At 65.0% G+C, this 21,663-nt stretch carries 15 protein-coding genes; 7 read left to right on the top strand and 8 right to left on the bottom strand.

The window, feature by feature from the left end:
• Positions 1-22: 22 nt before the first annotated feature.
• On the bottom strand, positions 23-883 hold the full coding sequence (locus OKA04_RS22250; protein ID WP_264503426.1) for a hypothetical protein: 861 nt from the start codon (positions 881-883) through the stop codon (positions 23-25).
• A gap of 201 nt (positions 884-1,084) precedes the next feature.
• Here OKA04_RS22250 and OKA04_RS22255 point away from each other — a divergent pair, with 201 nt between their 5' ends.
• Positions 1,085-2,179, top strand: a complete 1,095-nt coding sequence (locus OKA04_RS22255) for a glycoside hydrolase family 76 protein (protein ID WP_264503427.1) — start codon at positions 1,085-1,087, stop codon at positions 2,177-2,179.
• Positions 2,180-2,690: 511 nt separating this feature from the next.
• On the opposite strand, the gene OKA04_RS22260 is transcribed toward OKA04_RS22255, so the two are convergent.
• The 4 genes from OKA04_RS22260 to OKA04_RS22275 all read right to left on the bottom strand — a co-directional run bounded on the left by OKA04_RS22260 (position 2,691) and on the right by OKA04_RS22275 (position 8,460).
• Positions 2,691-5,006, bottom strand: coding sequence for a hypothetical protein (locus OKA04_RS22260; protein ID WP_264503428.1), 2,316 nt, complete (start codon positions 5,004-5,006; stop codon positions 2,691-2,693).
• A gap of 68 nt (positions 5,007-5,074) precedes the next feature.
• On the bottom strand, positions 5,075-5,899 hold the full coding sequence (locus OKA04_RS22265; protein WP_264503429.1) for a hypothetical protein: 825 nt from the start codon (positions 5,897-5,899) through the stop codon (positions 5,075-5,077).
• Positions 5,896-7,098 carry a hypothetical protein gene (locus OKA04_RS22270; RefSeq protein WP_264503430.1) on the bottom strand — a complete coding sequence of 401 codons (1,203 nt, stop codon included), beginning with the start codon at positions 7,096-7,098 and terminating at the stop codon, positions 5,896-5,898. The genes OKA04_RS22265 and OKA04_RS22270 overlap by 4 nt, the downstream gene beginning before the upstream one ends.
• Before the next feature lie 51 nt (positions 7,099-7,149).
• Positions 7,150-8,460 (bottom strand): B12-binding domain-containing radical SAM protein, encoded by a 1,311-nt coding sequence (locus tag OKA04_RS22275; RefSeq protein ID WP_264503431.1) that lies wholly within the window; start codon positions 8,458-8,460, stop codon positions 7,150-7,152.
• Between the two features lie 209 nt (positions 8,461-8,669).
• Between OKA04_RS22275 and OKA04_RS22280 the strand changes: the two genes are divergently transcribed.
• The 3 genes from OKA04_RS22280 (at position 8,670) to OKA04_RS22290 (ending at position 15,226) form a co-directional block, all read left to right on the top strand.
• Complete coding sequence (locus OKA04_RS22280) at positions 8,670-11,723, top strand: WGR domain-containing protein (RefSeq protein WP_264503432.1); 3,054 nt, start codon at positions 8,670-8,672, stop codon at positions 11,721-11,723.
• Positions 11,720-13,366, top strand: coding sequence for an SWIM zinc finger family protein (locus tag OKA04_RS22285; RefSeq protein ID WP_264503433.1), 1,647 nt, complete (start codon positions 11,720-11,722; stop codon positions 13,364-13,366). Before OKA04_RS22280 ends, OKA04_RS22285 begins: the two co-directional genes overlap by 4 nt.
• 312 nt (positions 13,367-13,678) lie before the next feature.
• Positions 13,679-15,226: a reverse transcriptase domain-containing protein gene (locus OKA04_RS22290; protein WP_264503434.1), complete on the top strand. Its 1,548-nt coding sequence runs from the start codon at positions 13,679-13,681 to the stop codon at positions 15,224-15,226.
• Between the two features lie 20 nt (positions 15,227-15,246).
• Here OKA04_RS22290 and OKA04_RS22295 read toward each other — a convergent pair whose 3' ends face one another.
• Positions 15,247-15,687 carry a hypothetical protein gene (locus OKA04_RS22295; RefSeq protein WP_264503435.1) on the bottom strand — a complete coding sequence of 147 codons (441 nt, stop codon included), beginning with the start codon at positions 15,685-15,687 and terminating at the stop codon, positions 15,247-15,249.
• 210 nt (positions 15,688-15,897) lie between these two features.
• On the opposite strand from OKA04_RS22295, the gene ileS reads away from it, so the two are divergent.
• The 3 genes from ileS (at position 15,898) to OKA04_RS22310 (ending at position 19,833) form a co-directional block, all read left to right on the top strand.
• Positions 15,898-18,645 carry an isoleucine--tRNA ligase gene (gene ileS, locus OKA04_RS22300; RefSeq protein WP_264503436.1) on the top strand — a complete coding sequence of 916 codons (2,748 nt, stop codon included), beginning with the start codon at positions 15,898-15,900 and terminating at the stop codon, positions 18,643-18,645.
• A 3-nt stretch (positions 18,646-18,648) separates the two neighbouring features.
• Positions 18,649-19,251: a signal peptidase II gene (locus tag OKA04_RS22305; RefSeq protein ID WP_264503437.1), complete on the top strand. Its 603-nt coding sequence runs from the start codon at positions 18,649-18,651 to the stop codon at positions 19,249-19,251.
• Between the two features lie 78 nt (positions 19,252-19,329).
• Positions 19,330-19,833 (top strand): hypothetical protein, encoded by a 504-nt coding sequence (locus OKA04_RS22310; RefSeq protein WP_264503438.1) that lies wholly within the window; start codon positions 19,330-19,332, stop codon positions 19,831-19,833.
• A 4-nt stretch (positions 19,834-19,837) separates the two neighbouring features.
• Here the strand turns inward: OKA04_RS22310 and OKA04_RS22315 are convergent, their stop codons facing one another.
• Positions 19,838-20,710 carry an alpha/beta fold hydrolase gene (locus OKA04_RS22315; RefSeq protein WP_264503439.1) on the bottom strand — a complete coding sequence of 291 codons (873 nt, stop codon included), beginning with the start codon at positions 20,708-20,710 and terminating at the stop codon, positions 19,838-19,840.
• Between the two features lie 160 nt (positions 20,711-20,870).
• Positions 20,871-21,578, bottom strand: coding sequence for a type II secretion system protein (locus tag OKA04_RS22320; RefSeq protein WP_264503440.1), 708 nt, complete (start codon positions 21,576-21,578; stop codon positions 20,871-20,873).
• Between the last annotated feature and the right edge of the window lie 85 nt (positions 21,579-21,663).

Here is a 21,663-nt window from a genome sequence, read left to right on the forward strand (position 1 = left end):
CCAAGAAATCTGAATCCGCCGCTCAGTCCGCGTCCGCGTCCCCGCCCTCGGTTTCGAGCCGGGCGGAGATCGCCTCGATCACGGCATCGGGGGAAAATTCACCGGCCGTGATGCCGATCCGCCGGATGCCTGCGAAGTCACGCGGCTCCAGTGCTCCGGCATCCGCCACGGCCCTCGCGGGGAGACCCAGCCGCCGGGCCGTCTCGATCAGCGCGCGCACGGAGGCCTCTCCAGCCTCGCCCGCGACGATGATCGATTCCGCCCAGCGGCTGAGCGCTTCCACGGACCGCTCGCGCTCCAACATCGCGAGTGAGGTCGTATCGAGGAAAACCAAGCGGCTGTCCGGGTGGCGCTGCCGCAGCGCCTCCACCATCACCGTTGCGTGGCGGCGGGTCATGCGCGTCTGGCAGACGATGCCGAATTTCGGGGCGAAGGGCAGCAGCCCCGCCTGCTCCGCATCCTCCACCACGGTGGCACCCTTTGCCTCACCGGCGATGGCCAGGCTCTCGGCATCCCCGCGGTAGCCCGCCACCAGTGGCTTGCAGTGCTCCAGCGTCAGGAGATTCAGCGAGGTCTGCGCGCGCCGCACCGAGGGGAGCGTCAGGTCGAGCAGGTCGTGCCCGTTTTCCTTCCACTGCTTCCGCGTCTCCTTCGGCAGGCCGCCCAGCGGCACCACCACGGTGTGGGTGGGGGCGCGGTATTCCTGCGGGTCTCCCTCCAGCGCGCCGCGGCGGCGATAGAGCTCGCACAGTGCCGCATCCGGGGCGAGCGGGCCCAGCACCGTGACTGGCCCGCGCCGCAGCCGCGCATCCAGCCGGGCGAGGGCATCGCGCGTCTCCGTGCCATGGCCGGCCACCATGGCGCGGCGGATCTGGAGACGCATGAGGGGAGGGGATTGGAGGCTTGCGGACATTCGCTTTGTATTGCAAAGTATTCGAGCGGAGCGGTTCGCTCAATGGGGTGAAAGCGGTGCGACTTTGTATCGCAAAGTTAATTTGGCAAGCGGGAAGTTTGTGACATCGCGCGGCACTTGCGCGACCGCTCCTTGTCGCGGGTGGTTTGAGATGTCATCGGACTTCCGCCCATGAGACTTGCCCGCCTTCTCCTCTTCCCGGCCATGCTGCTGTCCGCGGTGGCCGCGCCATCGGTTCATCTGGAGCGTGCCGTCGAAGTCACGGAGTCGATCCAGGAGAATTTCTGGGACCGGAAGTCGGGCCTCTACGCGTCGAAGTCCGGCGGCAAGGACCCGGACATGATCTGGGGCAGCGGCGTGATGTTCTCCGCGGTCGTCGGCGCCGCGCGGCACGACAAGAAGTATCGCCCGGTGATGCGGAAGTTTTTCGAGGGCATGGACGCCTACTGGGACGTGAAGGTGAAGATCCCCGGCTACGAGCCTGCCCGCACCCAGGGTGGGAATGACAAGTACTACGACGACAATGCGTGGATGGTGCTCACCTTCCTCGAGGCCTACGAGTTGACCGGCGAGTCGCGCTATCTCAAGCGTGCCGAGGAGACGCTGGAATTCGTGGTGAGCGGCTGGGACGAGGAAGCGGGCGGCGGGATCTGGTGGCACGAGAAGCACAATGGCGACTGCAAGAACACCTGCGTGAACGGCCCCGGCGCGCTGGGGTGCTTCCGGCTTGCGAGATTCGAGAAGGAGCCCGCCGCGGCGAAGTGGAATGCCTTCGGCGAAAAGATCACGGTGTGGACGGTGAAGACGCTGCAGGCGCCCAACGGACTTTTCTCGGACGCGATCAACGTGAAGACCAAGGCGGTCAACCGAGACCAGCTCACCTACAATGCCGGGCTGATGCTGCGGGTCTTCCTCTCGCTCCACGCCCGCACCGGCGAGCGCTACTACCTCGATGAAGCGCTCCGCATGGGGAAGGCCGCGGAGGGTCTGCTCGACCGCGGCACCGGAGCGTATCGCGACCCCATCAAGTGGGCGCACCTGATGGTGGAGGCGGATCTGGAACTCTACCGCGCCACCGGCGACAAGGCCTACCACCAGCGCGCCGTGAAGAACGCCGCGCATCACTACGCCGAGTGGAAGAAGTCACCCGCGCCCGACCTCATCAGCCAGGCATCGCTGGCCCGCGAGCTGTGGTTGCTCGTGGACCACGAAACGCCCGCGGGCATCGAATTCTGGAAGAAGTCCGACAAGGCGAAGGCGCGGTGAGAGTCGCGCTTCTCCGGGAAATCGTAGGGAAGTCGGTGTGGGCCTTTGCTGGATGTCTCCTCGAATTCGACGGTCCCCGTGTGATCTGGTCGCGACACGATCTGTCCCAACCTGTCCCGACGGGACTGCATCCTGAAGCCCGGGGTTGCGAAGCTACCCTGGGTCTCCGATCGCGTGTGATTTCCTACGCAAACGGCGTTGTGCAAAGCGCCGCGCCGGTGTGTCCGCCCTTTACACAACCTCTTCGAGGTAGGCTTGCCTGCCGATCATTTCCCCGGGTAGCTCGTGCCTCGCAACCCGGGGCTCTGTTGCGAAGTCCCTTCGGGACAAAGAGGTGCCCGGTTGGAGCCTTGGGCTGGGTGCTCGGTTGGAGGCCCGGATTGGAGCTTTTCTCAAGGCAGGGCCTTTGATTCGGAGGATCTCGGTTTCAAGAACGTATGGAAAGTTCCGCGCATTGGCCCCGCACGTAAACGCGGCGGAAGATAGGACGAAATGTCTCCGGCCCCACTTGTCACTCCAGCGTGTTCTCCGCCTCCATGCGCCATTCTCCATCGCGGAAGACCTCGGCGGCAAGGATCAGGGGCTCCGCCTCCGAAGCGGCGGGGCTGCCATCGATGGCGAAGATGCGGATCTCCACGCCGAGCGGCTTGTCGCCGGGACCGGCGGGGACCAATGCCGCGGCAGCGCCGGTGCTGCCCTGGAAGTAGAGGTCGCCTTTCTCCGTGAAATCGCCGTTGCCATTCGCATCCACACCGAGGAGGGATTGGCTACGGGGGTCATAGTACTCGAAGCGCAGCGGCACCTTAGACACCAGGCGGAAGGATATCCCATCGGCCTCGTGTGCGGGTGCCGCGAGTTCGTGGAAAAGGACCACCGAGCGGAAGGGGCTCGTCGCGAGCGCGCTGGCGTCCAGCACCACGCTGCCGGTGGCAGCCTCGTCCCAGCTCACATTCCACAGCGTGGCGGCTCCGGGCTTTTGATCCGCATGATCCCACGCCACGCTGGCCACGGCCGCGGCGCCCTTTCCGGAGGCCATGATCGCGGTGATGGAAACATCTCCCCCCGAGGAGATGGAGCGAGCGATGCGGACCTGTGACACCGGTTTGCCAGCTTCGAAGCGGACGTCATCGCCCGCGATCGCAGCACCCGGTCCGCTGATCACCAGCGATCCTTTCACGCCGGTCGGATTGGAATTGAACACGGTGAAGCGGGTCCGCGCGCTTTTTCCCGGGGCGGCGATGCTGGTGATTTCCAGCGGCTGCACGGTTAGTGGTTGGAGCTGTGCCACCGTGGCGGGGGTCGGCGACGTCAGCTTCATGAGACGCGCCTCCATCTCCGGGGTCAGCCACTCCTTGCGATGATCCGGCAGGTCGGTGGCGAGCTTCCTCGCGCTGGCGAGCGCGGCCTTCGCGGCGTCCATTTCTCCCAATCGTGCGAGTGCGACCGCGCGCCCCGTCTCGGCCAGCACCCGCCGTGCCGCGGGGATGTCGGAATGCTTCGCGAGGAAGGCGTCGAACTCCGCAAGGACCGCCCGCGCCCCGGCGAGATCGCCTGCTTCGAATCGCGCCTTGAAGAGCTTCGAAAGCAGCGACGGCTCATGCAATACCCAGCCGAAGGAGCGGGTGAGCCGCAGCGCTTCGGTGAACATTGCCACGGCTTCCATCGGCCGGTCCCGTTCGAGCAGGTAGTTGCCATACTCGCGGTAGAGCGTGGGCTCGCCGCGCTTGTTGCCCTGCGCGCGCATCCGCTCCAGCAGGCCGGTGAATTCCGCATCCAGTCCTTCATCCCCGGCATTTGCCCGGCTGACGAGATAGTCGCGGTCCGCATAGAGCGCGTCGTGGAGGTGGCCGATGGACTTCTCGAATGCGGCTCCCTCTCGCATCGCTTCCAGCGCCGCCTTCGACTCCTTCAGGTCGAGCTCCATCTTGGCGACCAGGCGCTCGGTGCCGCGCCCTCCTCCGGCCTGCTTCGCATCCGCGGCGGCTTGCTTTGCCTCGGCCAGGATTTCCTCGGAAGGGCCCTCCCATTGGGAGAGATTGCGCAGCAGGTTCAGTTGCAGGATGGGCTTCAGAGGGCCGCTCTTCTTGTCCATCAGCCCGCTCGCAAGCAGTTCTCGCTGGAGTCGGATGGCCTCCTCCTCGTAACCGAGGAAATCCAGGAGGTCGGCCCGTGTGGCCAGCAGCTTCGATGCATAGAAATGCTCCACTGGTGCGAGCTTCCGACCCTGCTGGCCCAGATGTGCCGCCGCTTCATCCAGCAGTGCGCGCGCCTCTGCCGTGCGGCCGATGTGGTCGAGCAGGTTCGCCTCGCGCTCGATGAGTCGCCAGCCGACCGACCGCAGACCGGCGGGCAGCACGATGACCTCCGACACGGTGATCGGTGCGCCATTGCCGTCGGATCTGAGCTTCTTCCCGCGCAGCGTTTCCGCCCCGGCGCGGTTTGCCTGGAGAGCGGCTCCGATCTTGCCCTCCATCATCAGGCCGCGCTCCAGATAGCCGAAGATCGTGCAACGGCGGACGGCATCGCCTTGGAAGCCCTCGACAGGAAATGCGTCCAGCGCATCGATCACCTCGCGGGCGAGCTTGCCTGCCTCGACGTTCTTGCCCTGCCGGTAGATGAGTTCGCAGGCACTCGCTCCCGCGGCCGTGGCATAGTCCGCATTCCCGGCCTCGATGGCCTTGTGAAAGCTCCGCGTCATCCCCTCGGACGCCGCGGCGATGTCGGTGCTTTCGATCTTCCGGGCGTTGTGGAATTCCTGGGCGAAGTTGCCTTGTCCGGAGGCGACGAGGGGGCAGGCGAGGGCTGCGATGAGGAGAAGGTGACGCATGTCGTGATAGCGATAACTACGCGCCAATATCACAACTTCGATGATAATTCGGTGAAGTGACGAAGAATTTACAGCGCGAGCGGGACGGTGCCGAGTTGATAGCCGCCGCCGAGCTTGGCCATCGCGGCATTCACCCCGCGGTAGACCGCGGGCGATGAGTAGAAGGGACCTTTGCCCGGCCCGCCGAAGGTGTGCGTCCCGATGAGTACCATCTCTCCGCCGACGAGCAGGAAGGACGGATGACCGGAGTCGCCGGTGACGAGATTCTTCCTCACCAGCGGTGAGAGCCGGTTTGCGTGGCTGAATGCAAGCGAGCCGTTCTGTATGCTATAAATCTCATGGACGAAAGCCCGCCGCTGCTGGTCGGTCACGATGGCCAGGCATCCCGCGAGCGATCCATAGTCACCGGAAGGCGGCAGCACGCGATAGGGCTTCACGCCGGAGGGCAGCGGTGCATCCAGCTTGCCCACGGCCACGTCGGCGATGCCGGTGAGCGACTCCACGGCGACGAGGGTGCGCTGGTGGGGGCGTCCGCCACGATCATGGAAGACCACCTTCGACCCGACGGGCCGCTGGTAGTGCGCGGCCATCACCACGTGCAGCGGGGACACGGCCGTGGCAGTGCGCGTGTCGTCCCACGCCACACCGGTGAAATCGAGACGCCGCGTGAAATTCTTCCCCCACGTCGAGGGCCGGTCGGTCGCGTAGTTCGTGATGATGGTATTGTCCGTGGCTCCTTCTAACAGTGCATTGAATCGCTGATCGGAATCCGCGCGGATCCCCGCCACGGTGAGTGCGGACGAAGGTGGGCCGGGCATGCGCGGGATATCCGGGCTGCTGCAAGCGGAGAGAGCGAGCATGGCGGGCAGGCAGAGGCGAAGGGTGAGGTTCATGGTTCCGGTGAAAGAGGGGTCGAGGGTTTCGTGGCTTGGGGCTTGGTGATCGAGTCGAAGCGCCGGAGAAAATCCATCTCGTCGGAGTTGCGTGGTCTGGCCTGTCGAATCTCATCGGCCCTCGCTCTCATGAGTGCGGTGATTTTCGGCAGTCGGCGTTCCATGTCCTCCCATCTTTCGCTGCTGTAGGGGAGGTTGAACCAGAGGGCATCGATGGCACTCGACTCCCACTCCCTGCGGAGCCAGTCCGGCGCATCGGCGGGCAGGGCTTCCAGCAATTCGAAAGGGAATCGGTAGCCATCGGGTTCGGGCGGGAGGTAGTGGTGCGGGGGGAAGTCGGCACGGGTCCTCGCCGAAGCGAACTCGATGGCTTCCCTATAATCTTTCGCATCGATCAAGGACGTCAATCGGTCGCGGTTGGCGATCCGTGGATGGAAAGGCACCGCCGCGATGGCCCATAGGACGAGCGCCGTGGATGCCAGCGCGATCCACGATTTCGGCAGCGGTGCTGGCGGACGGGATAGTGGCGAGAATGCAGGCCGTGACCTGTAGTAGATGCTTTGGATGATCACCACGACGAAGACCCAGAAGGACGCGATGGTGGTGAATTGCGATGCCTGCTGGAGCAGTTCCGTATGAGGCGGCAGACGCACGCCGCCCATGATCTGGATCAGTGACAGGCTTTTGAAAAATGAGCCCACCATCATCTCCAAGGCTGCGGGCGCGAGGATCAGGGGGAGCGCCCGCATGTGCGTCACGCCGGTGAGCACCGCGACCATGCGGGTCATGAGGGCGACCCTCCACAGCGACACGATCGCGAGGAAGGCGATGTTCCACTTCGTCGCGGTGACCATGTCCGTCATCGACTCCACGGGAATGCCGTAGATCCAGGCGCAAGGCGCGGTCAGCCATGCGAATGTCAGGAAGGCGAGGAATTGCGGGCCTCCCCTGCCAAGCTTGAACAGCTTCAAGGGGCCGCTGATCCACAGGAAAATGAAGACGATGGAAACCATCGACGCCGCGAAGGGACCGATGAACCACTCCGGATTCCGCAACAGGTCGAGGTGGTCGTAGTTCCGCGCGATGCCGGCGCTCAGCACCAGGATCGCGCCGACGATCCATGCATGGCGCGTCGCGGCGATGCGCTCGATCGCGCCGCGATGGCCGGTGAGGAAGAGGAGGGGGTCAAGGATGCGCATGATTGAATGGAAGGAAATGGTCGCTTCATCTGCAAGCTTCCCGCCGGGTGGCTACCTCCCGCGCACCCTAGCCCGCAGGTGGCCGCGGAAGCGTTTGCTGCGCTGCTCCACGAATTCCGGTGCGTAGAGCCGCCGCGTGAGATCGCGGAAGCCGCCCTTCAATTCATCCACGCTCATGTCGGTGGGGCGGAAGTTGATGTCGAAGAGCGTGCTGCGCTCGGTCGCTTCCTCGGAGAGCAGGCGGCCTTCTTCCGACAGGCGCTTCCACAGCGGCGTGCCGGGGAAGGGCGTGAGATAGGTCACCTGCACGTCGTAGAGCCCGCTTTCCTCCACGAAGCGGAAGACGTGCTCGAAGCTCTCCGGGCCATCGCCATCGAGGCCGAGGATGAAGCAGCCATTCACCGTGATGCCGTGGCGCTGGATGGTCTCCACGGCACGCAGGTAGCGGTCGGTGCGGCGGGCCTTCCAGTTCGACTTCATTTCCACGCCATCCAGCGACTCGTAGCGCGGGCTCTCGAAGCCGATCAGTACCTGGTGGCAGCCGGCGTCGCGCATCATCTTCAGCAGGTCCTCGTCATCGGCGACGGACACGTCGGTCTCGGTGAACCAGCGCAGGCCTTCCTTTTGCAGCGCGGTCATCAGGGCGTGGCCATGGCGCTTGTCAGCGAAAGTATTGTCATCGGCGAATTCCACGAAGGGGCGGCCGAAGAGTTCCTTCAGTCGCCTCACTTCGGCGATTACCTTCCCGACGGGCTTCGTGCGAAATGAAGGCGAAAGTCTCATCGAGGCCGCGCAGAATTCACAGGCATACGGGCAGCCGCGCTGGGTCTGCACGGTGAAGCGCGGGTAGCGGTCCGGGGAGAGCAGGTCGAAGCGCGGCATCGGCGCCTCCTTGAAATCGAAGGGTCCCCTACTACGGGCATCGTAGATCGGCTTCAGTTCGCCCCGCTCCAGGTCGCGCAGCACCTCAGGCCACACCGGTTCGCCCTCGCCGATCACCACGGAGTCCACGTGCCGGGCCGCCTCCTGCGGCGCGAGCGTGGCATGCAGCCCGCCGAGGATGACGGGGATGCCCTTTTCGCGAAATCTGGCGGCCATCGCGTAGGCTTCCTTCGAGGTGGCACTCAGGGTCGAGAGGGCGATGGCGTCGAAGCGGTCCGGCACCTCCGAGATGTCTCGTACTTCCCGGTACTCCGCGCCGATGTGTGGCGGCGACATGCCTGCCAGCGTCAGCAGGCCCAGCGACGGCAGCGCCTCGATCTCCCGTGCCCGCCGCGCCACGGCGGGAAAGGACAGGCCGAGCTGGAGCAGCTCCGCATCCACGAGCCGCAGCCCGCTCATGGCGATGTAGCCGACATTCATGACACGCGGGCGGGGAAGGGCGGGCGTTTCAGGAGATCCATGGCATCACTCCAGCAGGCGCAGCACACGCGGGGAAATCGAAATCGCAAGTTGTTTCATCGCGCAGGCCTATGACGTGTGAAGATTGCACGTCGCGGTCCATTTCGCTTGCCCGGTCAAGGGACCGCTTGTTTGGTTGGAGTCGATACGACTTCCTCTATCAGCGATCCTTGAAACTCGTCCGTCAAAGCCGCCTGCATTTCCGCGAGGGTAACTCCGACAAGGTCTATGAAGTGGACCTCTGTGAGGCGGGTGTCGGTGAGTTCCTGGTGAATTTCCGCTACGGTCGCCGCGGTGCGACACTGCGCGAGGGGACGAAGACGCCCTTCCCCGAGTCGCGTGCAAAGGCCGAGCAGATCTTCGAGGCGCTCGTGTCCGAAAAGATCCAGAAGGGCTACAAGGTCGCGGGCGAGTCCGGCCTGCCTGCAGCTTTGCCCTCGGTGTCGGCTCCCTCCGTTGCATCGGATGATCCGCGACGCGTCGCCATCCGGCGTCGTCTGAAGGACGAGGCCGCAGGAACGGTGACGGGCAAGCCGGGCTGGAAGCTTTCCCGCGTGCTCTGGCGTGCGGGCGCGTGGATGATGCGTGAGTCCGCCGATGACATCGCCTCCATCGGCACGCGCATGCAGGCTCCCATGGATCTCTGGTGCGCTGCCTGGGCGATCGGTCGCTGCGGCGAGTCGAAGCACTCGGTCGTCCTCGACATGATGGCGAAGCGCGCAGCCGCAGCCGCCCCGTGGGTGCTCGCGATGATCGCCGAGGCGAAGGCTTCGCTCACGCCCGAGGAGGAGGATCCCGCCGCGGGATTGCCGGAGGAGGTGGCCGCGAGGTTCCGCTCCGGGGCCGCGACCGGATTCCGCGAGGTGGTCGAGCAGGAGCTGCGCATCGGCCAGCATGCGGGCCTGCCGTCCGCCCTCATGATCCTCGCCGCCCGCCATGGCTGGGTGCGGGAGGTGGTCCACGAGCTCGTGCGGCTGCTGCTTGTTGGACGAGGGACGATGCCGTTTTTCCGCCAAGTACTAAAGTCATCGGAGTTCCGTTTTGATGCGGAGCTCTACGGCCAGTGCGTCCGCCGCTTTGACACCACGGGGTCCACCGGCCCGATGCCGTGGCGACTGCCAAAGGGCGCGCCGCAGCCTGCCTATACCAGCGGCACGCGGAACTACCTGCGCCGCCGCCCGGTGCGTCTTTTCACCGTGGCGGGGGACAGTGGCGATGCCGCGCTTTTCGTCCCGCTCGCGACCGGCCTGCTGCTGGCCTACGACGATGCCACGGACAAGCCGCAGGAGACCTCCACCTCGACCTACACCTGGGACGTCACCACGCGCCGCAATATCGTGCGGAAGACTTGGTACCCGCGCTACAGCTCGTCATTCGCCTTCATCTGGCTGCTGCGCGGTGCGGGTGGAAATGTCGAGCAGACCTACAGCAAGGTCATCTGGCGCTTCATCGGCGAGAAGCGCGGCGAGGCGCTCACCCGCGAGGAGCCCTACCCCCATCTATGGGACCAGGCACCGGATGCGGTGATGCATCTGCTCCGCCATGCGCGGACACGCGAGGTGCAGCAATTCGCGCTCCGCATCTGGCGGGCAAATCCCGCTTTCATCGAGGAAGCCGACGTTGGCTTTGTGGCCGACCTGCTCGGCTCGTGGTTCGCCGAGACCGGTGCGCTCGGCCTGGAGATCGCCCGCGCACGGTGGAATCCCTCCGCGCCCGATCTCCCGCTGCTGCTCGCGATGCTGGAGTCCTCGCTGGATGAGGCGCGGGTGCAGGGCATCGCGTGGCTGCGGCAGGTGGCGACGGTTGCCGTAGGTGACTCGGCGTTCCTGGCCTCGGCGGCTTTCCTCAAGCACGAGGATTCTCGCCTCGCCGTGCGCGATCTGCTGCGCGCGACCATCATCCCGGCGGACTCGCGGAAGGAACTCGTGGCTCGCGTGGTCTCCGCGCTTCTTGCCTTGGAAGAGGAAAGCGAGGCGCTCGCCGGTCCGGCGGTCGATTTCCTCCTGCTGCTTGCGCCGGGTGAAGTTCAGGCGCTGCCACCCTCGCATCTCGCCGAACTGGCGTCGCATCCGCTGGAGGCCTGCCAATTGCTCGCGGTGCAGGTGCTGCTGAAATCGACCTCGCCTGCCGGTCTCCCGGAAAGCTTGCTGCTGGCCGCGGTGTCGTCGGACTTCACCTCCGTGCGGAAGCTCGGCATGGAGCTGTTAGGAAAACTTTCCGATCACGAGCTGGCCTCGCGCACCGAGGTGCTGGCGGCTTGTGCCGTGTCAAAGCACGCGGAACTGCGCGAAGGCGCCGCTCCGTTGCTCGGCCGCGTCGCCAGCCGCGATCGTGCAGCGGCCCGCGAACTGGTGCTGCAGTGGTATCCGCTGCTTTTCCGCGAGGAATCCTTCGAAGGCCTGCACGCCTCGGTTCACACGCTGCTTACCGAGTCCTTCGCCAATGAGCTGGATGCGATCCCTGCGGATTCGTTCCGCCGCATGCTGGAGTCGCGCTACGATCACGGGCAGATGCTCGGCTTCGCGCTGCTTCAGCGGGAGAGCGGGCCATTCGAGACGCAGGATCTGGTCGCGTGGGCGGTTCATCCGCTGGTCGCCGTGCGCGAGTGGGCGTTTGTTGCGCTGGAGCGCGATGCCGGTCTGCTGCGCAGCGAGCCGGGACTGGTGCTGCGTTTGTTAGAGAGTCCCTACGAGGATGGCCGCGAACGCGCCTTCGCCTTCTGCCGCCGTGAGATCCGCGATGGCGACTGGACGCCGGAATCGCTGGTGGCGGTGTGCGATTCGAATCACCGGCCCGCGCGCGATTTCGGACGCGAGCTGGTGACGCGCCTGTTCCGCGAGGAAGATGGGCCGGTCTATCTGCTGCGCTTCAGCCAGCATCCGGCGACGGAGATCCAGCTCTTCGCGACGAATTACCTCGAGCGCCACGCGAGCGGATCCACCGAGCGCATCGCGGCGCTCGATCTCTACTTCCGCACTGTCCTGTCCCGCATCGGTGCAGGGCGCGTGGCGAAGCAGCGCGTGATGGCTTTCCTCGAGAAGCAGTCGCTTGCCGATGAAGGCATCGCGCGCCTTGTCGTGCCGCTGCTCGCCCGCCAGTCGGGCACCGTGGCCATCCAGGACAAGGCGGGGATGATCCGCATCCTCGATGCGCTCCGCCGCCGCTGGCCGCAGGTCGAGAGCCCGCTGAAACCCCGTCCCGTCCCCGTCCGCGAGCCGTCATGATCTTCCAGTATCAATACCGCGGCTTCTCGCGCGTCGGCTCCACCCCGCGGACGACGGCGATGACCTTCGTCCCAGATGGGGGGCGTCCGCCGATGGCTTTCAATGGCCTGCTGCGCGACAAGCTGACCTTCCGCGAGGCCATCTGCGCGATGCACCGCGTCGTCACCGGCGACCTGCGCTGGAAGCCGAAGGAGCGAGAGGACTACAAGGCATGGGCCGCCGCGCAGGAGGAGCTGTGGCTGGCCGAGTTCATGGAGCGCGCCGGCGAGATCAAGGGCCAGGTCGCCACTGCGCGGCAGGAACTCGATGAACTCCGCGCACGGAAGTGGGAGGTGATGAAGCCCTTCCGCGAGGCGAAGCAGCGCTACTTCGACCACATCTACAAGTGGGAGCGCATGCTGTGGATCGTCCTCGATCCCGTCATCACGGTGCATCCGGACCAGGTCTTCTTCGAGTGCTTCAGCCAGGACGAGTCGAGCTACGCGCGGCTGTCCTGCACGCACGATGTCTTTGAGAAGGTCGGCGACTTTACCTGCGGCACGACGAACATCGACTACTCGGCGCCCTTGTACGACGAGTTCCGCAAGATCCGCGATTACAAGGAGACCGCGCTCGCGATCGATCCCGGCGGCTTCGAGGTGAAGACCGGCGAGGACCCCTCGTATCGCGAGGAAAAGATCGACGTCCCGGATTCCTGGGTCCGCGGGTTCCTGCAGGTCAGCTCGGCGATGACGCTTGATGGCACCGACGTGGAGCTCGATCCGATGGACTTCCACGCGATCTGCTTTCATCTGAAGCGGAAGAAGGAGAAGCACGGCCCGCGTTCCCTGCGCTTCCGCCTCACTCCGGGCCAGCCGCCGGTGATCGTCGTCGATCCGTGGGGCACGGAGATCGTCTGCCGCCGCTCCTTCCACCATGCGCGCGAGGCCACGGAGATCCGCCTGTGGGGGCGCCGCCGCCTGCTGGTGCTGGAGGCGATGATCCCGCTCGCACGCCGGGTGAAGGTGAAGCTGTTAGGCTACGGCATGCCGTCCTACTGGCAGGTGGACATGGGCGCGCTGAATTTCACGCTGGGCCTCTCCGGCTGGACGGCGAATGACTGGTCGCGTGCCGGTCAATTCGACCTCATGGCCCCGCGCACCGCGGTCTCGACCGAGGCGGTGGAGATGGTGCTCGGCGCGCTGAACAAGAGCTGGTTTGCAAGCGACTCGTCGCTCGCCGCGCAGCTCTCCATGCCGCAGGCCGACGTGCTCGGCGCGCTGGTCGCGGGCACACAGGCCGGGCTGGTGGTAAAGGACCCGGGCGATGACGTGTGGCGTGCCCGCGCGCTCAGCCGCGAGCCCTTGCCGCTCGATCGCCTGCGCTTCTCGAATGAACGAGAGGCAAAGGCGCGCGAGCTATTCCAACGCGGCTCCGTGAAGGTGGAAGTCGAGGAGCGCATCGGCGAGCGCCAGATCGCGGGTGTCGTGGACGATGGCAAGGCGCGCTATCCCGTGGAGGCGGTGATCGACTCCGACGAGCGTCTCGTGCGTGCGAAGTGCTCGTGCAATTTTTTCCAACAGAACCGCCTGCGCATGGGGCCCTGCGAGCATGTCCTCGCGGTCCGCATGGCAAAGGCGCGCTACCATTTTTCGGCGAAATGAAGACGAGGACCGATGATTTATCTTTCGGTGCCGCTCTTCCGCGCCATAGATTTATTTCGACAGCGGCGGGGGTGTGGATCTTGCCATCCGGTCGGCGTATCGCCGTCCATGTTCACAGCCTTGCAACGCTTCACCGGTCAGCTCGTGACTGTGCGGCACTACCCTACCAGTGCGTCAGTTCCGGTCCGGCTTCCGTGAAGCGAACTGACGCACTGGTAGGGGTGCCGCTTGAGTTGAGCAGCCCGGTCCTCCGAGTTGCACGAAGACGCCGCCCGCCGCTGTCGATTTCCTCCCGTCGTGCCTGATCCGACCATGTCCGAACGCCAGGAAATCTACGATCGCATCCGCGCCGCCGGCAGCCGTGACAAGGTCATCCTCGAGGAGATGATCCGGAAGGGCTTTTGGAAGCCCGGCACCGCCGAGACCGCCATCCCGGAGGCCTTGCTCAAGCGCGAGGCGGATCTGGTAGCGGACCTCCGCTCGCTCACCGCGCAGCAGCGCCGCTATCAGAACCGCGAGGCGGCGCTGAAGGAGATGCGTCGCGAACGCCTCGTCGAATCGCGCCGCAAGCAGAAGGAAACGAAGGCGCGCCGCGAGCAGGAGCGCCAGGCCCGTGCCGAGGCATGGGAGCGGCGGAAGAGGGACGAGATCCTCCACCTCGGCGACGATGCCTCCACGGGTCTCAATCAACTGGAGTCGCGTCACGACCGGCTGGCGCGCCACGGGCTGCCGGACTTTCCAAATCACCGCGCGCTCGCGCAGTCGATGGTGATGGAGGTGGGCGAGCTGCGCTTCCTCGCCTACGGGCGGAAGGTCGAGAAGATCAGCCACTACCGGCGCTTCCTGATGCCGAAGAAGGCGGGCGGCCATCGCCTGATCTCTGCACCCATGCCGCGGCTGAAGCGGGCGCAGCACTGTATCCTGGAGCAGATCCTGAACAAGGTGCCGGTGCATGAGGCCGCGCACGGCTTCCTCCGCGAGCGGTCGATCCTTACGAATGCCTCGCCGCACGTCGGGTCATCGCAGGTGATCAATCTCGACCTGCGCGACTTCTTCCCGAATATCACATGGCCGCGCGTCTTCGGGCTCTTCCATGCGCTCGGCTATTCGCGCTCGGTCGCGACCATCTTCGCCCAGCTTTGCACGGAGCCGCCGGTCGAGGAGGTGGAGCTGGATGGCCAGACGTGGCAGGTCGCCACGGGTGTCCGTCATCTGCCGCAGGGAGCGCCGACGAGCCCGGCGATCACGAACCTGCTGTGCCGCCGCTTTGACGCGCGCATGGCGGGCATCGCGCGCAAGCACGGCTTTGCCTACACGCGCTATGCTGACGACCTGACCTTTTCCACGAAGTCCGGCGACCGCGATGCCGGGCGCAAGCTGCTCTGGCAGGTCCGCCGCGTGATCGAGGAGGAGGGCTTCCACCTCCACCCGGACAAGCTGCGCACGCTCGGCAAGGGACGCCGCCATGATGTGACGGGCCTCACCGTCAACGAGCGCCTGTCCGTGCCGCGCGACGATGTCCGCAAGTTCAAGGCGCTGCTCCATCGCATGGAAAAGACCGGCCCTGTCGGCTGCACATGGCGTGGCAGCGGCGACCGCATCCTCGCTCGCGTCGGCGGCTTCGCGAACTATCTCACGATGGTCGATGCCGAGCGCCATGCAGGCCTTCACAAGCGCGCTATGGCCCTGCTGAAGCGCCACGGCTTCCAGCCGGAAATCCGCCACCCGGCCAAACGCCAGGGGCCACCGCCATTCCCGGTGCCCGGGGCTGCGTCTGCCGGATCCCCTCCGCCGCTTCCTGGTGCGGATGTCTCGTCCAGCCTATTTGGCAAGATCCGGCGTTGGTTCGGCGGGAAGTAGGCCGGGGAATCGGGAGCCTTTCAGTTCGTCGTCTGGCTGGCCAGGATCGACTTCATCAGATCGTCTCCTTTCACCTTCGAGGGATCGGACGTGACTGCCATCGATTCCACGATCACCACCTTCTTGGGAAGTCTCGCGAAGAGGGACTGGCAGTATTGCAAACCGTGCTTGGCACCCGGGCCGTAGTCGTGAAGTTGCTCGGTCACCTGCACTCCCCGGTAAGACCACTGCGTTCTCCGGGTCATCTTGCCGCCACGGCGTTCGGTGCCGCCGGTGAATCCCCCGACGAATGAGTCGAACTCGTGCTCAGGATGCAGTGGCGTGAAGAAAGAGACCTGGGAGAGAACCTTGCTGTCTCTGTTCTGATAGAGAGGGCGTGCCTTCTTCCCGTCTTCCACCCGCACATGCTTTCCCGTGGAGCGCGCGGCGGCATCCGTCACGGCGAAGTCAGCACCGGTCATCGAAAGGGGCGTGCAGGACGCGAACAAGGCTCCGCATGCGGTGGCAAGTGCCAGCCTCCAAAACCGGTAACAAATCATGGGGATGTCCCTAGATTTCAGCTCCGGCTTGTCAAATAAACGTAAGATTTCTCCCCGTTTTCCCTGATTTTCAATCTCCTGCGCCGGTAGTTGACCCCTTGGAGGGGCGTTGCTAGCTTCCGCGCCCGCAAAATGAGTTCCGAATCCCAATACAAAGACACGCTGCTGCTGCCGCAAACGACGTTCCCGATGCGCGGGGACCTCGTGGACAACGAGCCGAAGCGTCTGGAAATTTGGGAGAAGCAGGGCCTCTACCAGAAGATTCTCGACCGCCGCCGTGCCCAGGATGCGCCGACCTTCATCCTGCATGATGGCCCGCCCTTCGCGAATGGCGACGTGCACATGGGCACCGCGCTGAACAAAGTGCTGAAGGACCTCGTGGTGAAGTCGAAGACGATGGCCGGCTATACCGCGCCCTTCGTCCCCGGCTGGGACTGCCACGGCCTGCCCATCGAGTTCAAGGTGGTGAAGCAAGCCGCCGGGCTGGAGCCCGCGGAGATCCGCCGCCGCTGCACCGAGTTCGCGGAGAAGTTCATCGATATCCAGCGTGGCTCCTTCCGCCGCCTCGGCGTCTTCGGCGATTGGGAGAATCCGTACCTCACCATGGCTCCCGGCTATGAGGCGGAGATCCTGCGCGTCTTCGCCAAGCTGGTGGAAAGCGGCTCCGTCTATCAAAGCAAGAAGCCCGTCCAGTGGTCGTACGGCGCGCAGACCGCGCTGGCCGAGGCCGAGGTGGAATACCAAGACAAGGAAAGCACGGCCATCTTCGTGAAGTTCCCGATGACGCCCGAGTCTTCCTCGAAGCTCGGCATCGGCAATGCCGCGATGGCAATCTGGACCACCACTCCGTGGACGCTGCCCGCCAACCTCGGCGTGGCCGTCCATCCGGAATTCACCTACGAGGTCAGCCAGTTCGAGGGCAATGGCCGCCGCGAGATCCTGATCGTGGTGAAGGAACTCGTGGCCGAGCTGGAGGCGAAGTCCGGCATGCGTCGTACTTCCGTGCTGAAGAGCATGAAGGGCCGCGAGCTGGAGCACCTCGAGGCGCGCCATCCTTTCCTCGACCGCACGTCGAAGATCATCCTCGGCCAATTCGTCACCACGGACACCGGCACCGGTGCGGTCCACATCGCCCCGGGTCACGGTGCGGACGACTACGTCGTGGGCCAGCAGTACGGTCTTGGCATCCTCTCGCCCGTCGATGACGAGGGGAATTTCACCGCGGATGTCGGCCTGCCGGATCTGGTCGGCAAGCATGTCTTCAAGTCGAACGAGCCGATCGTCGAACTGCTGGAAGAGAAGGGCGTGCTGCTGGCGAAGGAAGTCTATCGCCACAGCTACCCGCACTGCTGGCGCTCGAAGACCCCGATCATCTTCCGCGCGGTGGAGCAGTTCTTCATCTCGCTGGAGACCCTGCGTGGCAAGGCGCTGTCCGAGATCGACAAGGTCGAGTGGCTGCCAGCCTGGGGCCGCAACCGCATCTATGGCACCGTGGAGGCCCGCCCGGACTGGTGCATCTCGCGCCAGCGCACCTGGGGCGTGCCGCTGCCTGTCTTCTTCGACGCGGAAAACAAGGCCATCCTGTCCGCCGATGTCGCGCGCAAGGTCGCCGACCTCGTCGAAACGCAGGGCACCAACGTGTGGTTCGAGCTTTCCGACGAGGAGCTCGCACAGAAGCTCGGCCTGCCCGCCGGTGTGAAGAAGTGCCGCGACACGCTCGACGTGTGGATCGACTCCGGTTGCTCGCACGTCGCCGTGCTGGAGAAGCACTCCGAGCTGCACGCACCTGCCGATCTCTACCTTGAGGCGACCGACCAGCACCGCGGCTGGTTCCAGAGCTCGCTCATGATGAGCGTGGCCTGGCGCGATGTCGCTCCCTACAAGGCCGTGCTCACCCACGGCTTCGTGGTGGACAAGGACAAGAAGAAGATCTCCAAGTCCGACGCGGCCAAGGCTGGCAAGCCGACCGACGCCGCCTTCTTCTACAACAAGTACGGTGCCGATATCCTGCGCTTGTGGGTTTCCTCCGTCGATTGGCAGAGCGAGGTCCCCTTCAGCGAAGACCTCTTCAAGCAGGTCGCCGAGCCGTATCGCCGCCTTCGGAACACGCTGCGTATCCTGCTGGGGAACCTCGACGGATTCGATCCCGGGATGGATCGCGTCGCGCCGAGCCATCTCCCGCTGCTCGACCAGTGGATCCTCGAAAAGCTCCACGCCGTGGTCGGCGAGTGCCGCAAGGCCTACGAGCAGTATGAATTCCGCAAGGTCTTCAACGCGCTCAATCAATTTTGCTCCGCCGACCTGTCCGCCATCTACATCGATGCGACGAAGGACCGCATGTATTGCGACGCGAAGAACTCCGTCCGCCGCCGCGCGAGCCAGACGGCGATGTACGACATCTTCACCGCACTGGCGAAGCTGCTCGCACCGATCCTCGCCTACACCGCGGACGAGGCATGGGAGCACGCGACCTTCACCGAGGGCAGCGTCCACGAGCAGGATTTCCCGGAGCCCGATGCCGCCTTCGCCTCCGGCGAGGCCACCGCGAAGGTGAACCGCCTGCTGGAGATCAAGCGCACGGTCCAGACCGCCATCGAGGAGCAGATCCAGGCGAAGGCCTTCACGAAGAACAACGAGGCATCGGTGACGTTGGTCGTTCCCGAGGGAGAGGCCGTTTACGATCTCCTGCGCGACCGCCAGTTCTCCACCGAGTTCTTCATCATCGCCGATCTCGACGTGTCCGCCGGCAAGAAGCTCTCGGCGAAGGCCGCGAAGACCGCCTACGGCATGTGCCCGCGCTGCCGCCGCTACGAGCCGCTCGGCGCGTCCGGCCTGTGCGCCCGCTGCGAGTCCGTGGTCCAGACCGTTTCCCACGCCTGACGAATGGAGACTCCCGCAGCCAAGAAGGAGTGGAAGCTCCGGTGGATACTCCTCCTGCTGACGTTGCCGCTCTACGTCATCGACCAGTGGACGAAGTTCTGGACCATCCGGACCTTCCCGCCGCCGTGGGAAGACGGGGGCGCGTCACAGATCGTGGTCGTCGAGGGCTTCTTCAACCTGCGGCGCGTCCATAACCAGGGCGTGGCCTTCGGCTTCGGCAATGGCAGCGATTGGGCACCCGTGGTCTTCCTCGTGGTCCCCATCGTCGCCCTCACGCTGATCAGGCTGGGCGTGAAGAAGAAGTTCTTCGTGGGGAACTGGGGACTCGTCGCCGTGGCGCTGCTGCTGTGCGGGATCTTCGGGAATCTCACCGACCGTCTCATCCAGGGCTCGCTGCTGGAGATCATGCAGGGCGCGACCCTCTGGGAGCGCCTGAAGGAAGGCTACGTGGTGGACTTCCTCGACTTCACCATCCCGGTCGTGAACTACCGCTGGCCGTGCTTCAATGTCGCGGACTCCTGCATCTGCATCGCGGCCGGCTTGCTCTTCTTCACCGGGCTGAAGGCTGACCTGGACCAGAAGAAGAAGCCCGCAGCGGACAAGTGACGCGGCGGGCCCGTGGGATTCACGGGCTTTTCACGCGGGCGACGATGAGGCTTCACCGGGTGTGCCGATCCTCCGGGCATGCCTGCCTTGAAGCAGATTCGGATCGCGATCGGCATCGTGATCATGGGGCTCGTCATCAGTGGAGTGACCGCCTTCCCGCTGCTCCACGAGTTGCGCCTGGTCGTCCTCCTTCTCACCGGTGAAGCCCGGCCGGATCCTGCGCTGCACGATGGAATGCTGCACTGGATCCTGAGGGTCCGGGAGGGGCTGGAGGTCACGCACGTGCAGTATCCCTTCCTCGCGTATGGCACCGATTGGCTCGCCTTCGGCCATCTGGTCATCGCGCTCTTCTTCATCCTGCCGTGGCGCGAGCCCGTCCGCTACGCGGGGGTGCTGCACATCGGCGTCATCGCCTCGCTGGGCGTCATCCCGCTCGCCCTGATCTGCGGGCCGATCCGCGGGATTCCGTTCGGTTGGCAGCTCATCGACAGCTCCTTCGGCTTGCTGTGCCTGCCGCCGCTGGTCTTCGCCCTGAGGAAAATCCGCGGGCTCGATCCTCAGGAGGCGGTCCCAGCCGTATGAAGAGTCATCTCGCCTTCAGCCAATCGAGCACCTGGCCCCGGTAGCGCAGCGGCAGCGAGTAGTGGCCCTCGCCTTCTTCCCAGTGCCCCTCCGCGGCGGGCACGCGGGAGGCGAGGCGCTTCGCCACATCGCACGGGAGGTTCTTGTCCGCCAGCCCGTGCCAGAAGGCGACCGGCACCCGGATGTCCTCCGGGGAGAATCCCCATGGCTCCAGGTAGAGTTCGCCCTCGGTGAGGACGGGATCGGTGCCCTTTCGCACGGCTTCCAGATAGCTGCGGGTCACGCTTTCCCAGCAACCTGCGTCGGCGATTGCCTCGCGGTCGGAGGTCGGGATGCTGCGCATCAGCCAGGTCATCGGGGCCCGCTCGGCACCGCGGGAGATCATCCAGCGGCTGGCGGCGATCACGCCGGGCGTCGCCGCGCGGCGCAGGCGTCTCAGGTTTGTGAGGGTGCGGTAGGTCCAGTGCATGTTCGCCCGGTCCGCGGTATCGGCGAGCGGTGGTGCCCCGCAGATCACCGCCGCGGCGATCACCCGGTCCGGCAGTCCAGCCGCCGTGGCCAGCGTGTAGGGTCCACCGCCGGAGATGCCGTAGATCTTGAAGCGCCCGATTCCCAGCGCATCGGCCAGCCCCGCGACGTCCTGCGGCCAGCTTGCAAATCCCCGGCCCGGCAGCGGATCGGATAGGCCCACTCCCGGGCGGTCCGGTGCGATGAGCCGCAGCCCGCGTTCCGCCGCCAGATCATTCAGGAGCTTGCCCTGGTAGCGGCTGCTCGGCCAACCGTGGAAGAAGAACAGCGGCTCGCCCGCCGGGTCGCCATAGTCCGCGTAGCCCAGCATCCGGCCGTCCGGCAGCCGCGCCTGTTCGTCTTCCTTCATTGCCTCATAGAATAAGGGAAAGACCCCGCCGCGCACATCGAAGTTTCCCGTGAAATCATCGCCACTTTCGATTCCCGCCGACCCTCAGCCCGGGGCACAAAAAAAGCCGGGGAACCCCGAAAGGCTCCCCGGCTTGGGAATCTAATGGCGCGTCAGCCGATTACTGGGCACCGCGTGGCTCAGGAGCGCGGAGGACGGGATTGATCTCGTCCCAGACGCTCTTCTCACCTTGGCTCTGGAGGTAGCCGCCGGTCACCGAGATGTAGCGGTTGTCGGTACGGATGGTCTCGGCCTTGGCGCTGCCGTCGATGCGGAGCACGATGGCCTTGTCCTCATACGGCTCGGGGTCGAATTCCCAGTTTGGCTGGGCCTTGTAGAGCGGCGACACCACGACCGGGCGGGACGAGTTGCCGGACGAGCTCAGACCGTCGGTCTGGGAGGCCATGATGTAGCCGAAGCCGACTTCACCCTTGTCGAGAGCCTTGCCGGGCGAGACGTCGTTGTCAGGCTTGCGTGGGCTGTAGGCGGTCTTGCACCAGTAGATCGACTCGGCCTTGCCGGTCGTGGCGATGAGCTGGCGGAAGTAGTCGTTGGCATAGGTGCCGCCGAAGCTCAGGGCAGAGCCGGTGGAGTCCTTCACTTCCTGGGCGGTGTTGTTGTCCGGGAAAGTGCCGTAGTCGCCTTCGAATCCGATCAGTGCGATGTGCACCTGGCGGATGTTCTGGCTGGCTTCCGTCTGGTCAGCCTTCTTGCGCTGCTTCAGGATGACCGGTGCGGAAAGGCCCGCGAGGGCCGCGATGATCACGATCACCACGAGAAGCTCCACCAAGGTGAAGCCGCCGCGTTGACGACGAGTGTTGGTTTTCATTGTGTTACTTTGGTTTTGTCTATGGTGGAGCCCGATAAGGCCCCGTATTTTTTATGAAATCCCCTCACGGAAATACCGCTTGAGG

The organism is Luteolibacter flavescens (genome assembly GCF_025950085.1).
In the GTDB taxonomy this organism is placed as follows: domain Bacteria; phylum Verrucomicrobiota; class Verrucomicrobiia; order Verrucomicrobiales; family Akkermansiaceae; genus Haloferula; species Haloferula flavescens.

Coding starts and splice junctions, on each gene's coding strand:
- OKA04_RS22250 (WP_264503426.1), bottom strand. CDS start 883: ATGCGTCTCCAGATCCGCCGCGCCATGGTGGCCGGCCATGGCACGGAG.
- OKA04_RS22255 (WP_264503427.1), top strand. CDS start 1,085: ATGAGACTTGCCCGCCTTCTCCTCTTCCCGGCCATGCTGCTGTCCGCG.
- OKA04_RS22260 (WP_264503428.1), bottom strand. CDS start 5,006: ATGCGTCACCTTCTCCTCATCGCAGCCCTCGCCTGCCCCCTCGTCGCC.
- OKA04_RS22265 (WP_264503429.1), bottom strand. CDS start 5,899: ATGAACCTCACCCTTCGCCTCTGCCTGCCCGCCATGCTCGCTCTCTCC.
- OKA04_RS22270 (WP_264503430.1), bottom strand. CDS start 7,098: ATGCGCATCCTTGACCCCCTCCTCTTCCTCACCGGCCATCGCGGCGCG.
- OKA04_RS22275 (WP_264503431.1), bottom strand. CDS start 8,460: ATGAATGTCGGCTACATCGCCATGAGCGGGCTGCGGCTCGTGGATGCG.
- OKA04_RS22285 (WP_264503433.1), top strand. CDS start 11,720: ATGATCTTCCAGTATCAATACCGCGGCTTCTCGCGCGTCGGCTCCACC.
- OKA04_RS22290 (WP_264503434.1), top strand. CDS start 13,679: ATGTCCGAACGCCAGGAAATCTACGATCGCATCCGCGCCGCCGGCAGC.
- OKA04_RS22295 (WP_264503435.1), bottom strand. CDS start 15,687: ATGACCGGTGCTGACTTCGCCGTGACGGATGCCGCCGCGCGCTCCACG.
- ileS (WP_264503436.1), top strand. CDS start 15,898: ATGAGTTCCGAATCCCAATACAAAGACACGCTGCTGCTGCCGCAAACG.
- OKA04_RS22305 (WP_264503437.1), top strand. CDS start 18,649: ATGGAGACTCCCGCAGCCAAGAAGGAGTGGAAGCTCCGGTGGATACTC.
- OKA04_RS22310 (WP_264503438.1), top strand. CDS start 19,330: ATGCCTGCCTTGAAGCAGATTCGGATCGCGATCGGCATCGTGATCATG.
- OKA04_RS22315 (WP_264503439.1), bottom strand. CDS start 20,710: ATGAAGGAAGACGAACAGGCGCGGCTGCCGGACGGCCGGATGCTGGGC.
- OKA04_RS22320 (WP_264503440.1), bottom strand. CDS start 21,578: ATGAAAACCAACACTCGTCGTCAACGCGGCGGCTTCACCTTGGTGGAG.